Annotated in this window: 12 protein-coding genes; 1 reads left to right on the top strand and 11 read right to left on the bottom strand. The window is 53.4% G+C overall.

The window, feature by feature from the left end; all coding sequences use genetic code 11:
• Positions 1–80 precede the first annotated feature (80 nt).
• The 8 genes from HALO_RS11520 to HALO_RS11485 form a co-directional block, all read right to left on the bottom strand.
• A complete protein-coding gene (locus tag HALO_RS11520; RefSeq protein WP_035579516.1) occupies positions 81–1,901 on the bottom strand; it encodes a SurA N-terminal domain-containing protein in 1,821 nt (606 codons plus the stop codon).
• Positions 1,902–2,027: 126 nt separating this feature from the next.
• On the bottom strand, positions 2,028–2,300 hold the full coding sequence (locus tag HALO_RS11515) for an HU family DNA-binding protein (protein WP_035579518.1): 273 nt from the start codon (positions 2,298–2,300) through the stop codon (positions 2,028–2,030).
• 193 nt (positions 2,301–2,493) lie between these two features.
• Positions 2,494–4,905, bottom strand: coding sequence for an endopeptidase La (lon, locus tag HALO_RS11510; RefSeq protein ID WP_050713443.1), 2,412 nt, complete (start codon positions 4,903–4,905; stop codon positions 2,494–2,496).
• A gap of 308 nt (positions 4,906–5,213) precedes the next feature.
• Complete coding sequence (clpX, locus tag HALO_RS11505) at positions 5,214–6,494, bottom strand: ATP-dependent Clp protease ATP-binding subunit ClpX (RefSeq protein WP_035579522.1); 1,281 nt, start codon at positions 6,492–6,494, stop codon at positions 5,214–5,216.
• Between the two features lie 74 nt (positions 6,495–6,568).
• A complete protein-coding gene (gene clpP, locus HALO_RS11500) occupies positions 6,569–7,186 on the bottom strand; it encodes an ATP-dependent Clp endopeptidase proteolytic subunit ClpP (protein ID WP_035579525.1) in 618 nt (205 codons plus the stop codon).
• Between the two features lie 68 nt (positions 7,187–7,254).
• On the bottom strand, positions 7,255–8,607 hold the full coding sequence (gene tig / locus HALO_RS11495) for a trigger factor (protein WP_050713442.1): 1,353 nt from the start codon (positions 8,605–8,607) through the stop codon (positions 7,255–7,257).
• Positions 8,608–8,885: 278 nt separating this feature from the next.
• Positions 8,886–9,263, bottom strand: coding sequence for a hypothetical protein (locus HALO_RS11490; protein ID WP_035579528.1), 378 nt, complete (start codon positions 9,261–9,263; stop codon positions 8,886–8,888).
• A 3-nt stretch (positions 9,264–9,266) separates the two neighbouring features.
• Positions 9,267–9,731 carry a flavodoxin gene (locus tag HALO_RS11485; RefSeq protein WP_035579530.1) on the bottom strand — a complete coding sequence of 155 codons (465 nt, stop codon included), beginning with the start codon at positions 9,729–9,731 and terminating at the stop codon, positions 9,267–9,269.
• A 143-nt stretch (positions 9,732–9,874) separates the two neighbouring features.
• Here HALO_RS11485 and HALO_RS11480 point away from each other — a divergent pair, with 143 nt between their 5' ends.
• Positions 9,875–10,081 (top strand): DUF2788 domain-containing protein, encoded by a 207-nt coding sequence (locus tag HALO_RS11480; RefSeq protein ID WP_035579531.1) that lies wholly within the window; start codon positions 9,875–9,877, stop codon positions 10,079–10,081.
• 176 nt (positions 10,082–10,257) lie between these two features.
• On the opposite strand, the gene HALO_RS11475 is transcribed toward HALO_RS11480, so the two are convergent.
• From HALO_RS11475 to pheS, 3 genes are all read right to left on the bottom strand, one after another.
• Positions 10,258–10,557, bottom strand: coding sequence for an integration host factor subunit alpha (locus HALO_RS11475; protein WP_035579533.1), 300 nt, complete (start codon positions 10,555–10,557; stop codon positions 10,258–10,260).
• 149 nt (positions 10,558–10,706) lie between these two features.
• Positions 10,707–13,088: a phenylalanine--tRNA ligase subunit beta gene (pheT, locus tag HALO_RS11470; RefSeq protein WP_050713441.1), complete on the bottom strand. Its 2,382-nt coding sequence runs from the start codon at positions 13,086–13,088 to the stop codon at positions 10,707–10,709.
• A gap of 26 nt (positions 13,089–13,114) precedes the next feature.
• Complete coding sequence (gene pheS / locus HALO_RS11465) at positions 13,115–14,134, bottom strand: phenylalanine--tRNA ligase subunit alpha (protein ID WP_050713440.1); 1,020 nt, start codon at positions 14,132–14,134, stop codon at positions 13,115–13,117.
• Positions 14,135–14,225: the final 91 nt, after the last annotated feature.

Raw genomic sequence — 14,225 nt, 5'->3', positions numbered from 1 at the left:
CGCATTTTACGCATTAAAAAGCCGATCACGAGATCGGCTTTTTTTTGCTATTACTATTTTAAACTCGGACTTAAGCGTGCCTACCGCTGTATATCCGCATCGCTGCGTAGGTCATCAATTAATCCCTGCAGCACCGATTGAGCACGCAACTGCTCGGCCATTTGGGCAACAAACGCCTCCATCTGTTCATCGACCTCACCATCTCTGACGCCATCCAGAGCCACCACAGCAACACCTTGCGGGAGTTCAACCGTGCGATAGACGCTCTCGCCCTCTTCGGGGCGCGCCATGCGGAAGGCTTCCTGAACAATCAACTGAGGCACAGTGGTGTCAGCTTGGCGGCTTACGTTATTGGCTTCGAGCCAATCAACATCCACCTGCTGATCTTCTCGCAGGTTGGCGACCAGCGCCTGCGCCTCTTCACGCAGCGCTTGTTGCTGCAGCTCGGCGGCTACCGATACTTCAACCTCTTCACGTACTTCATCCAGCGGCAGCAATGTCGCATCGCGCTGCTCGGCAACTCGAAGCACCAAACGACGATCCTGATCCAACTCGATCACTTCACTGTTGTAGCCCTCTTCAAGCACATCGCTGCTAAACGCCGCCGACATTACACCCGGCTCAGATAACACGCCTTCCGCCTCATCATCACTGGCGAGCCAGTCGCTCTCCTGCAGGGTCAGATCAAGATCATCGGCAACACTCTGCAAGTCATCGGCAGCGAAGCTCTCATCGATTAATTGCTGAACCCGCTGATTAAACTCATCATCTACATCACGTAGTGCGACTTCACGCGCCAATTCATCGCGCTGCTCTTCAAAGGTGGGCCCCTGAATATCCGTCACTTGGATAATATGGAAAGCGCTATCCAGCTCAACCGGCTGGGAAACATCGCCCTCTTCAAGGCCAAAGGCAGCTTCATCAAAGCTGTCGCCAAAGAAACCACGGCTAATTACCCCAAGATCACCACCCTCTTCCGCACTGGCGGTATCATCAGAGTAGCGAACGGCTGTATCGGCAAACGACTCACCGTTGTCCAGCGCTTCTCGGGCGGTCTCAGCCAACTGCTGCGCTTCATCCCGGCTGCGCTCATCACCAAAGGTGATCATTATATGGGATACACGGCGATCGGCATCACGGTTTTGCTCACGCCATGCATCACGCAGTGTCTCTTCGTCTACGTCACGCCCCTCCGCCATGGCTTGGCGGTCAATTAACACATATTCAAGGCGCACCTGCTCAGGACGCTCATAGCGCTCCTGGTGGGCATCATAATAAGCCTGGAGATCGTCCTCGCTAACACCGACATCAGCCTCGACATCGTCGCTATCCAGGATCAGGTAGCGAAAGCTACGTTGCTGGCGCTGTAGCTCGGCTAGGCGCTCTTGTTCGTTCGGCAGGCTAAAATCGCTGAAGGCTAAGCCTTGCTGTAAATGCTGCCGCTGAATATCGACACGTAACTCTTCACGGAAGGCAACCGGCGTATAGCCTGCACTGGCGAGGCGATTGCGGAATACCTCGGCGGAGAAGCGGCCATCTTGGTCGTGAAACTCCGGCAGGCTGACAATTAACTGATCTAATTGCTGTTCAGAAACGGCAAAACCACCCTCCTCAGCATACTGGGATAGCAGTTGCTGAGTGATCAACTGATCGAGCATATCGCGGCGCAGAGCGCGCTCTTGCTCTGGCGGTACTTGGCCGGAACGCAGCGCACGCTGAACCTCAAGCTCAAGCTGCTGGCGCATAATCGGCTGACCGTTAACACTCGCTACTTCGTTTGGATCATCGCCAAAAAGCCCAAACAGTGACTCAATCCCGAAAAGTGCCATGGCAGCGACCATAACACCAATAATAATTTTGGCACCCCAGCTCCTGGAGCCATCTCGAATACTTTGCAGCATGCTAGCCTCAGATAGTCACAGCCAAACAGATCGGCCCGCTAACCCCTAATAAATAGTGGGTTAGAAAATAACATGGGCGCATCGCCAATGCGATGCGCCCATTAGGTTACAGCAAACGCGGTCAAATTAGTTGACGGCGTCTTTCAGCGCTTTACCTGCTTTGAAGCTGGGTACTTTGGCAGCACTGATCTGAATTGGCTCACCCGTTTGTGGGTTGCGGCCAGTACGAGCAGCACGCTCTTTGATCGCGAAGGTACCAAAACCTACCAGAGATACGCTTTCGCCCTTCTTAAGGCTATCGGTGACAGACTCCACCATGGCATCCAATGCGCGGGTTGCCGCTGCTTTGGGAATATCTGCAGACGCGGCAATGGCTTCAATCAGCTCGGACTTATTCACTCTTCACCCCTTGACTGTTTCAAAAAATGGCTCTGAACGGCATGGTTACCGATGGATACGACGATCAAAGCATAGCTGCGTTTTATAGCAATGCCTTGAAACATCTGTCAAGCAACCATACTGCGATATACCCGCCACACAAGCGGCGGGCAAATATTAAGTAAAATTAAAGACCAACGAGGACTTTAACAGCTTAATGGGTACTAGCAACAACGGTATTACTAAACGATGCTTCGGTGCTTTTCAATGGCGCACCGTCTTCTACCTTATCAGCTAGCGCTACGGCTAAGACATCATCTATCCAGCGTACCGGACGAATATCCAATGCACCTTTGATATTGTCAGGTACTTCCTTGAGATCACGACGGTTTTCTTCAGGAATTAGCACTGTCTTTATACCACCGCGGCGAGCTGCCAGCAATTTCTCCTTCAACCCTCCAATCGGCAATACTTCTCCGCGCAGATTGACTTCACCGGTCATTGCCACATCACAGCGTACCGCACGCTGGGTGTAAGCGGAAACGATCGCCGTCACCATGGCAATACCCGCACTGGGGCCATCTTTCGGCGTTGCCCCTTCCGGCACGTGGATATGCAGATCCTCTTTTTCAAACCGCTCGGGATCAATGCCATAAGTTTCAGCCCTGGCGCGCACCACTGTGTGGGCGGCACTCACTGACTCTTTCATCACATCGCCCAGCGATCCGGTCTTGTTGATCCGCCCTTTACCCGGCGTCACCACTGACTCGATGTTGAGCAGCTCACCACCCACCGATGTCCAGGCAAGCCCTGTTACTCGGCCGATCTGGTCGTCCTGTTCCGCCAAGCCATAACTGTAGCGGCGCACGCCCGCGTAGTGCTCAATTTGCTCAGCCGTTAAGCTCTGCCCCGCTTGGGCGGCTTGCGGGTCACGCTCTTTCTCAAGCCGCTCACGCAACACCTTGCGCGACACTTTGGCAATCTGCCGCTCCAGCTCACGCACACCCGCTTCGCGGGTATAGTAGCGAATAAGCTCTAAAAGCGCGCTGTCTTCCAGCGTTAACTCATCGCCTTTTAAACCGTTCGCGGCTAGTTGCTTGGGTAATAAGTAGCGCTTAGCGATAGCCAACTTCTCATCTTCGGTGTAACCCGGCAGACGAATAATCTCCATACGGTCAAGCAAGGCGCTGGGAATATTCATCGAGTTAGCGGTACAGATGAACAGCGTCTCGGAGAGATCGTAGTCAAGCTCAAGGTAGTGATCGCTGAAGCTGTTGTTCTGCTCGGGATCGAGCACTTCGAGCAGTGCAGACGCCGGGTCACCGCGGTGATCCATGCCTAGCTTGTCGACCTCATCCAACAGGAACAGTGGGTTTTTAACCCCAGCCCGGCTCATCCGCTGCATTAACTTACCCGGCAGCGAGCCAATATAGGTACGCCTATGACCACGAATTTCCGACTCATCACGAACACCACCCAGCGCCAAACGCACATATTTACGATTGGTGGCACGGGCGATGGACTGGCCAAGCGMCGTCTTGCCCACCCCAGGCGGCCCGACGAGGCACAGCACAGGGCCCTTCATCTTGCGCACGCGCTTCTGCACGGCAAGATATTCCAGGATGCGCGCTTTAACCTCTTCCAGCCCGTAATGATCTTCATCCAGCACCTGCTGCGCTTTGACAAGATCATGTTTGACGCGGGTACGCTTTTTCCATGGAACAGCGACTAACCAATCCAGGTAAGAGCGCACCACGGTTGCTTCGGCGGAGTTTGAGGCCATCATTTTGAGCTTGTTGAGCTCTTGCGTGGCTTTCTCAGACGCCTCCTTCGGCATACCGGACTCTTTAATCGCCAGCTCGTACTTCTCGGCCTCATTGGGCACATTATCCAGCTCACCCATCTCTTTCTGGATGGCTTTCATTTGCTCGTTGAGATAGTACTCGCGCTGAGTCTTCTCCATCTGCTCTTTAACCCGCGAGCGGATGCGCTTCTCTACCTGAAGCAGGTCGATTTCTGACTCAATCAGCGCCATCAGGTGCTCAATACGATCGCGCACGCGATCCATCTCAAGCAGCTCTTGTTTGTCGCCAATCTTAAGCGACAGATGGGCACAAATGGTGTCCACCAAACGGCTTGGATCTTCAATCCCCGACAACGAATTAAGCACTTCGTTGGGGACTTTTTTGGAGAGCTTAACGTACTGCTCGAACTGGTTGAGTAGCACGCGAACCAGCGCTTCCTGCTCACGGCTGGTAAGCGGCTCACTCTCCCGGGGCGTTAAATGGGCTTGAGTGTAGCCTGCGGCGTTCTCTTCCACACTCAGAACATCCGCCCGGAAATTGCCCTCAATAAGGACTTTGACCGTACCATCAGGCAACTTAAGTAGTTGCATGATATCGGCCACGGTGCCCATTGCGTAAAGATCCGCGTTGTCAGGCTCATCTTGAGACGCTTCACGCTGAGCCACCAGTAGCACACGCTTATCAGCCTCCATCGCCGCTTCGAGCGCCTGGATAGACTTTTCACGACCTACAAAAAGGGGGATGACCATTTGCGGATAAACAACCACATCGCGCAATGGTAACAGGGGTAGACATTGTGTCTGTTCGGCGTTCTGCTGCATCGCAGACGTTCCTCGACAAATCGGATGAGTACTTAAAGGAGTACTTGGAAAAGTACTGCACACTTTTCAAAATGCTGACGTTTAAAAACGTTAACATTGAATCGGCTAGGCAGTAACACTTCACGAATTAGGCTTTGTAGCTCTCTAGCTAGATCGCTAGATTTCATCACACGCTTTATAAGAGTCTTCTACACCAGAACTCTCTACACCATAGCTCTGCAATAACTCTGCAAGAACAAGGGGTCGCCTAGGCGACCCCTTGGTTTAGCGTAAGCGGTTGAAGCTGGGCCGCAATACTCGACTAACCACTAACCATCAGTGCCGTCGACACGTGCTTCTTCCTGCTGAGAGTAGATCAACAGTGGCTCACTTTCTCCAGCGATAACTGAAGCGTCGATAACGACCTTACTGACGCCGTCAAGTGATGGAATTTCGTACATGGTATCCAGTAACACCGACTCTAAGATAGAGCGCAGCCCGCGAGCACCTGTCTTACGCTCCATGGCTTTTTCAGCCACCGCACGTAACGCTTCATCTCTGAACTCAAGCGTTACGTCTTCCATCTCAAACAGCTTGGCATACTGCTTAACCAGCGAGTTTTTGGGCTCGGTAAGAATCTGCACCAGGGCATCTTCGGTGAGTTCCATCAACGTCGCGATGATCGGCAAGCGACCCACAAACTCTGGAATCAAACCAAATTTAACCAGATCATCAGGCTCTACGTCGGCCAACAGCTCACCCACCCCGCGGGAGGACTCCTTGCTTTTTACCGCCGCGTTGAAACCGATGCCGCCCTTCTCAGCGCGATCGCGAATAACTTTATCCAGCCCCGCAAAAGCACCGCCGACGATGAACAGAATATTGCCCGTATTAACTTGGACAAACTCCTGCTGCGGATGTTTGCGTCCGCCCTGAGGCGGCACAGAAGCTGTCGTGCCTTCAATCAGCTTCAGCAATGCTTGCTGAACACCTTCACCCGACACATCGCGAGTGATTGAAGGGTTATCCGATTTGCGTGAAATCTTATCGATTTCATCGATATAGACGATACCGCGCTCGGCTTTCTCGACGTCGTAATCACACTTCTGCAACAGCTTCTGGATGATGTTTTCAACATCTTCACCGACATAGCCGGCTTCCGTCAGCGTGGTTGCGTCCGCAATGGTAAAAGGTACATTCAGTAGCCGTGCCATTGTTTCCGCCAGCAGCGTTTTACCGCTACCAGTGGGACCAATCAGCAGAATGTTTGATTTACCTAGTTCTACATCGCCGTCACGTACATCTGTTTTCAGACGCTTGTAGTGATTATACACCGCTACGGAAAGCACCATTTTGGCGCGATCCTGTCCGATAACATAATCATCAAGCGTATGACGTATTTCGCGAGGCGTAGGTAAACGCTCCTCATCGCTCTCGGCATCGGCTTCGAGAACTTCCTCGCGAATGATGTCATTACATAAGTCGACACACTCATCGCAGATATAAACGGACGGGCCCGCAATCAGCTTACGCACTTCGTTTTGATTTTTGCCACAAAACGAGCAGTAGAGCAGTTTGCCACCTTCGTCCTTGCCTTTGCCGTCGGCCATTCGCATACCTCTATCACTGCGGCGGCTTTCGCCGCCGGAAAAGCTCGTTAGAAAAGCAGAATCCTATCACGCTATCAGGATGTAGGCCGCTTATCCAGCACTGCATCAATCAAACCATACTCTTTGGCTTTATTGGCGCTCATAAAATTATCCCGGTCGGTATCACGCGAAACGTCTTCAATATCCTGCCCCGTATGATGGGCAAGAATTTGATTCAGTTTCTCACGAATACCCAGAATTTCACGGGTATGAATTTCGATGTCAGACGCTTGCCCCTGATAACCGCCCAGCGGCTGGTGAATCATCACCCGCGAGTTAGGCAAGCAGTAGCGCTTACCAGCCGCGCCTGCTGTCAACAACAGCGCGCCCATGCTGGCCGCCTGGCCAATACACACTGTAGAGACATCTGGTTTCACAAACTGCATCGTGTCGTAAATCGACATACCCGCGGTGACCGACCCACCCGGCGAGTTGATATACAGGTGAATATCTTTATCGGGGTTTTCCGACTCCAGAAACAGCAATTGGGCGACAACCAGATTAGCCATGTAGTCTTCTACAGGGCCTACCAAAAAGATCACACGCTCTTTTAAAAGGCGTGAGTAAATGTCGTAGGCTCTTTCCCCTTTGGCGCTCTGCTCAACCACCATGGGTACTAGACCACCGGCGTTTTGAATATCAAACTCACTCATTCAGGTGATTCCTTGCGTCCGGGAAGGGAAAGGCGCACCGACATAAAGGTGCGCCACGTTCCAAGGTGTTAGGCGCTAGCTTGCTCGCCTTCTTCAGCACCCTCACCTTGCTCTGCCTGCTGTTGCGCAGCAGCAAGGGCTTGCTGGTAAGACATTTCAACGTCTTTAATGTTCGTTTGCTCAAGTAGCTTAGCAACCGCTTTCTCTTCGAGAATGGCAGATTTAACCTGGGTTTTCAGCTCTTCATTACCCATGTAGTAGCTGACCACTTCATCAGGATCCTGGTACTGCTCAGCCAACTCGGTCACTTTAGCTTTGATAGCGTCATCGTCAGCATCGAGTTCGTTAGCTTTGATTACTTCAGCTAGCAATAGACCAACCTGAACGCGGCCTTTGGCCTGCTCTTCGAACAGTTCGTTGGGCAACTGGCTGACATCAAAATCTTCGCCCAGACCAAATTGCTGCGCCGCTTGGCGCTTCATGCCATCTGTCTCTTGCTGAACCAGGGCGCTAGGCACAGGAATTTCGTTAACCTTTTTCAGCGCATCAAGCACTTGCTGCTTAACCCGATTATCAACGGCTTGTGACGCCTCACGGGTCATGTTTTTCTTGATTTCAGCGCGGAATTTTTCCTGGTCGCCGCCTTCAACACCAAAGCGCTCAATGAACTCAGCGTCGACTTCGGGTAGCTTCTGGCTGCTGACTTTATGCACCGTGACTTTAAAGGTGGCGTCTTTACCGGCCAAATGCTCGGCTTGGTAATCTGCCGGGAAAGTGACGTTCAGCGTTTTCTCTTCGCCCGCCTTAGCGCCAATCAACTGCTCTTCAAAACCAGGAATAAAGCTATTGGAGCCAATGACCAGCGTGTGGCCTTCGGCGCTACCGCCTTCAAACGGCTCATCACCGATGTAGCCCTGGAAGTCGATAGCGACTTGGTCACCGTCGGCTGCAGCAGCGTCTACTTCTTCCCAGCCGGCGTTTTGCTTACGCAGCGTATCGATCATTTCGTCGACATCAGCATCGCTGACGGAAACCACCGGGCGTTCAMCCTCAGTCCCTTCGATGGAGGTCAGCTCAACCTGCGGGTAGATTTCCATGACCGCCACGAACTCAAGGTCTTTGCCTGATTCGTTAACGGAAGGTTCAATTTGCGGGAAGCCAGCCGGGTTTAGGCCTTCTTCGGTAATAGCGCGCACGTATCGCTCGCGCATTACTTCGCTGACCACCTCGTTACGTACGTCTTGGCCGTAGCGCTGCTGGACTACTGCCATTGGCACCCGGCCCTGGCGAAAACCATTCAAGCGAACATTCTTCGCGGTGTCTTTCAAGCGAGCGCTAACGGCCTCGTCAATTTCGGCAGCCGGCACCTGAATGGTAATGCGGCGTTCGATCTGGGAGGTCGTCTCGACAGAAACTTGCATGAATTGTCCTCTAACGGCTGGGCGTTGTGTTGATTGCATGTAATTGTGCTGATTGCGTCTAAAAAGATCAAAGGGGCAATTTTAAGAACCCCAACGCATAGTGGCAAGCACCATGCTCGCAACATGGGGGCAGTGATTATAAAAACAAGGCAATAAGCGAGCAATTAACCGTTTTAGGGTGTGTTTGGCTTCATTATTGGCCCCCACACTGCATTACTGTTGCCATTCTACTGTTTTGTGCGTCTTGCAGCGACTTTTTCAATCGCTGCAGAAAAATCCTAGCCAGCTTGACGCTCACCTGACCACCATAGGCTTAGCGCATGCATCAGCACGCCAAGGGTTGCCCCGTGGGAGATGAATACCTGCCAGCTAATCCAGTCCGTAAACAGCGCGTGCCAACCACCCATGACAACCATTCCTAGCAGCAGCATGACCACTAACCGTTTGCACAGTTGTGGCAACCGCCTACGCGCCTCTAAGGCCAATAAGCGCCACTGTATAACGGCTACAAAGGCAACCAGCGCCAGAGCAATGATAATCAGCGTCTGGCGGGTTTCATGCCCGCCCGCAACGTAGCGAGGCAGCGTCGCCAGCATAACGATACACAAGCCCAGCGCAACGCTAATGCGCTCAGGTGAAGTAGGCGCTCGCTGCATCGCTTAAGCTACCTCTAATTGCTGGGCAACGATCCACTCTTCCACCCAGGGCACGGCAGCATCGTCGGCCATAAAGGTTTCCATGGCATCAATCTCTAGGCGCTCACCTAACCGGGTCGCACCGTGGTCCGCCAGCAGTTCGTCAAGCGCGCGACCTGCGCCACAGAAGGTATCGCCATAAGAGCTGTCACCCAGCGCGATGAGCCCGTAACGAAGCGAGGTAAGCGAGGGGCTTTGATCGCGCAAATTGCGTACAAAGGGCACGAAACCGCCGGGAAAATCGCCGCTGCCCGTGGTCGACACACAAAACAGCACCAAGTCAGCATCGCCACCGACAATATCATCGACAGCAGGCTGTTCAAGAATCGCCACAGCGTAACCCGCCTGCTCAAATAGGGGTTTCACCTGCTCTGCCACATCTAAGGCACCGCCATACATGGTGCCCACCAAAATATTCAGCTTCGGCATCGTCACTCCCCTGTCAAAGTGTCACAGTGCCAACCGTCAAGTCGACAAATACCCGATGAATTTGCTCAAATATTAACATGGCTGGTTAGAATGAGACACATCACCCGCAACGGGTGACTCACACGCAGCACACAGGAGTGGCTATGCAGCAAACCTTCGAGGCTTGGATCACCCCGCTAATGATTGGCGGTTTAATCATATTTATGTGTTTTATTATTTGGGATCTGGCTAAAAAGTCGAACGCTGGCAAGTTTGGCACCATCATGCTGTTTGTGGTGCTGGGCGCTGGCATGCTGGGCTACGTCATTAAAGTGGTGATTACTTGGCTGATTGAAAGTGGTGGCATTTAAGGGCATCAATGAACTCACACTACAAAGGCGTTCTGACCCCAACGCTCATCACAAGAAGAAAAGGAGCGCCCGAAGGCACTCCTTTTACAAAGCATGAGTCTGATTAGCTATGAGCATTGGTGGCGATGAGCACAACCCACCACCTTGGAATCAATAGCACCTCATAGACTAATAGACTACTCACCGCCTACATAGTGTTCGACCTGCTGTTTGAGCTTTTGGCCTGGACGAAACGTTACGACTCGACGAGCAGAAATAGGTATTTCTTCCCCGGTTTTGGGGTTACGTCCTGGTCGCTCGCGCTTATCACGCAGATCAAAGTTACCAAACCCCGACAGCTTAACCTGTTCGTTTTCACGTAGACAGGCTCGAATCTCTTCAAAAAAAGCTTCGACCATGGCCTTCGCTTCTCGTTTAGACAACGCTAGCTCCGCATGCAAATGTTCAGCTAGCTCTGCTTTGGTCAACGCACCCATAAGGCTTCTCCTTATCCTTGCAGCAAACACAGCAACAAACGCCCTGTAGTCAACATACAGTGGCAAACGCATTGCCAAGAACGTGATAAGCATCGTGGCGTGGCCCAGGTACGTAGGTACTAATTATAGTACTTACCTATACTACTAACTTAGCCGCGCAGCTCCGCATCCAGCTTGACACGCACTTGTGTGACAATCGAATCGACCAACTGATTGATTTCTTCGTCGTTTAGCGTGCGCGATGGATGCTGCCAGGTCAAGCCCAATGCAATACTCTTGCACCCTTCGGCGACACCTTTACCGACATAAACATCAAAAAGCTTAATATCCTGCAGATATTCGCCTGCTTGTTGCTTGGCACAATCCAGTAGCGCCTGCACAGGTGTCGCCTCTTTGAGTATAAACGCTAGATCACGGCGCACCTCAGGGAAGCGTGATAGCGGCTCAAAAGCAGGAATCCGACCTTGACTCAGTGCATCCAGGCGCACTTCAAACAGCACCGCATCCATTTTTAAGCCCAGCTTGGCGCGCACTTGCGGATGCAGGGTGCCAATCCAGCCAGCGGGCTCTCCATGGTGCAGCAGCTGCGCACTTTGACCAGGATGAAGCGCTGGGTGCTCAGCTGGCTCAAAGCGCCATGCGTCAGCGTCGCCACCCAAGGCCAGGACACTTTCTAAATCACCTTTTAGATCGTAAAAGTCGACGCGGCCTTTAGCATCACTCCAGCCCTCGGCTTCCCTTGGGCCACACACCAGGGCGCCGAGCATCGGCACTTGTGACAATGCATCCAGCTCGCCGTTAAAGACCAAACCGGTTTCAAACAGTCGAACACGGGCTTGCTGGCGGTTAAGGTTGTACYCCATGGTACGCACCAAGCCGGGAAACAGGCTAGCGCGCATCACCGACATATCAGCCGAGATAGGATTAGCGAGCGCTGGGCTTACAGCATCAGGCAGCATGACCGCTTGCAGCTCGGGCGCCACAAAACTGTAGGTAATCGCCTCCTGAAAACCGCGGGCCACCATTTGGCGGCGCAAGCGAGCCTGGGTGAGCGTTGCCTCATCGGCAGAGCGCAACGCCAAGCGCGCCGCAGGGCGACGTACCGGCAAATTATTGTAGCCGTGGATACGCGCCACTTCTTCGATAAGATCTTCTTCGATGGCTAGATCAAAACGCCAGCTTGGCGCGGTGACTGCCCAACCGTCATCCTGTACGCTGACATCAAGCCCTAGGCGTTGCAAAATATCGGTCACATCATCGCTATCGAGGGCCTTGGAAAGCGCCTGCTCTAAACGCGCACTGCGCAACAGAATCGCGCGCTCTACGGGCATATGCTCGACACTTTGTGCTTCCACAACAGGCCCAGCCTGACCGCCGCAGATCTCAATCAACAGCTGTGTGGCCCGCTCGACGGCCACTGGCGTCAGCTGCGGATCAACACCGCGCTCAAAGCGATGCGATGCGTCGGTGTGCAGTCCGTAAGAGCGCGCCTGCCCGGCAATGGCAAGCGGCGTAAAGAAGGCTGATTCAAGGAAAATAGTCTGGGTATTTTTATTAACGCCGGAGTTTTCACCCCCCATCACCCCTGCCATGGCTAGCGGGCCGGAATGATCGGCAATCACCAGCGTTTCAGGACGCAGCGCCACGTCATTACCATCAAGCAGCGTTAGCCGCTCACCTGGTTTGGCCATGCGCACAACCATCCCCCCTTGCAGGTTGTCACGATCAAAGGCGTGCATCGGCTGGCCCAACTCCAGCATGACGTAATTGGTAATATCCACTACGGGGTCAATGGAGCGAACGCCACTGCGGCGCAAGCGCTCCACCATCCACAGGGGTGCTTCAGCCTGAACATTGACGCCTTTGATGACACGACCGAGATAGCGTGGGCACTGCTCKGGCGCCTCTATGCTTATCGCAAAGCTATCTTCAACCTCCGCCGCCACTGGTGCTATTGCGGGACCGCGAACCGGCAAGCGATTGAGTACGCCGACTTCACGCGCCAGCCCTTTAACACTTAGGCAGTCACCGCGATTGGGCGTCAGGTCGACCTCAATAGTCATGTCATTGAGATGCATAAACGCTCGGAAGTCGACACCCGCTGGAGCTGAAGCCGACAGCACCAGAATGCCAGGCGACGTCTCCTCTTCAAGCCCCAGCTCGGAGGCCGAACAGATCATCCCCCGCGACTCAACGCCGCGCAGCTTGGCTTTTTTGATTTTAAAGTCGCCCGGCAGCACACCACCCACCTGGGCAAAGGGTACTTTCTGGCCAACATCGACATTGGGCGCCCCGCAGACAACCTGAACAGGTTCGCCACTACCGTCATTAACGGTGCAGACATTTAGCTTATCGGCGTCAGGATGCTTCTCTTTACTCAGCACCTCAGCCACCACCACACCGCTAAAGACGGCGGCTACCGCTTCAACAGCGTCAACTTCCAAGCCCGCCATGGTGATTTGGTCGGCCATTGCCTGCGTTTCAAGCTGCGGGGAAACCCACTCACGCAGCCACTGTTCTGAAAATTTCATGGTTGATCCTGTATTCGGCGGCGGTCTTAAGCGAATTGACGTAAAAAACGCAGATCGTTTTCAAAGAACAGGCGTAAATCATTCACGCCGTAGCGCAGCATTGCCAAACGCTCAGCCCCCATTCCGAAGGCAAATCCGGTATAGCGCTCGGTATCAATGCCCGAGTGACGAAATACCTCAGGATGCACCATGCCGCAGCCCATTACTTCCAGCCAGCCGCTATGGGAACAGACGCGACAGCCAGCCCCGCTACACATCACGCACTGAATATCCACTTCGGCGGAAGGCTCAGTGAATGGGAAGTAGGAGGGTCGGAAACGCACCGAAAGATCGTCGCGCTCGAAAAATGCCTGCAGAAAGTCTTCGATGGTACCTTTAAGGTCAGCAAAGCTAACCCCCTCATCGACCAACAGCCCTTCAACCTGATGAAACATCGGCGTGTGGGTCAGATCAGAGTCACTGCGATAAACACGCCCTGGGCAGACGATACGGATGGGCGGCTCGCTACTCTTCATGGTGCGCACTTGCACCGGCGAAGTGTGAGTACGCAGCAAGCGCGTGGCATCAAAATAGAACGTATCCGCCATACCACGAGCGGGATGGTGCGCGGGAATATTGAGGGCTTCAAAATTGTGATAGTCGTCCTCAATCTCTGGCCCTATCGCCACATCATAACCAATACGGGTGAACAGACCCTCTATACGCTCGAGGGTACGCGTCACGGGATGCAACCCACCACCGGCCTGGCCACGCCCCGGCAAGGTGACATCAATACTTTCAGCGGCCAAACGAGCACTCAGCGCAGCACTTTCAAGCTGTTCGCGCTTGGCATCAATTTCGTCGGCCAGCGTTTGCTTGGCTTGATTAATAAGCTCGCCCGCCGCCGGGCGCTCTTCGGCTGACAGCTTACCCAGGCCTTTCAGCAAGGCAGTTACCTCACCTTTCTTACCTAAGTAGCGTACTCGTAACTCGTCTAGTGCGGCGACACTCTGCGCAGCCTGAATGGCGTCGCGCGCCTCAGATACCAGAGTAGGAAGGTGATCCATCCGTTTCACTCCGAATTAAGCGGTGTCCATCCGTGAAGATGGCGTGGCACGTTGAAGGTGACAAAAAAACAGGGGAAGAGCGGCTGCTCTT

This window comes from Halomonas sp. R57-5, assembly GCF_900070345.1.
GTDB lineage: Bacteria > Pseudomonadota > Gammaproteobacteria > Pseudomonadales > Halomonadaceae > Vreelandella > Vreelandella ventosae_B.
The sequence above is the reverse complement of the archived record's forward strand: the minus strand, read 5'-3'. Positions and strand labels throughout refer to the sequence as shown.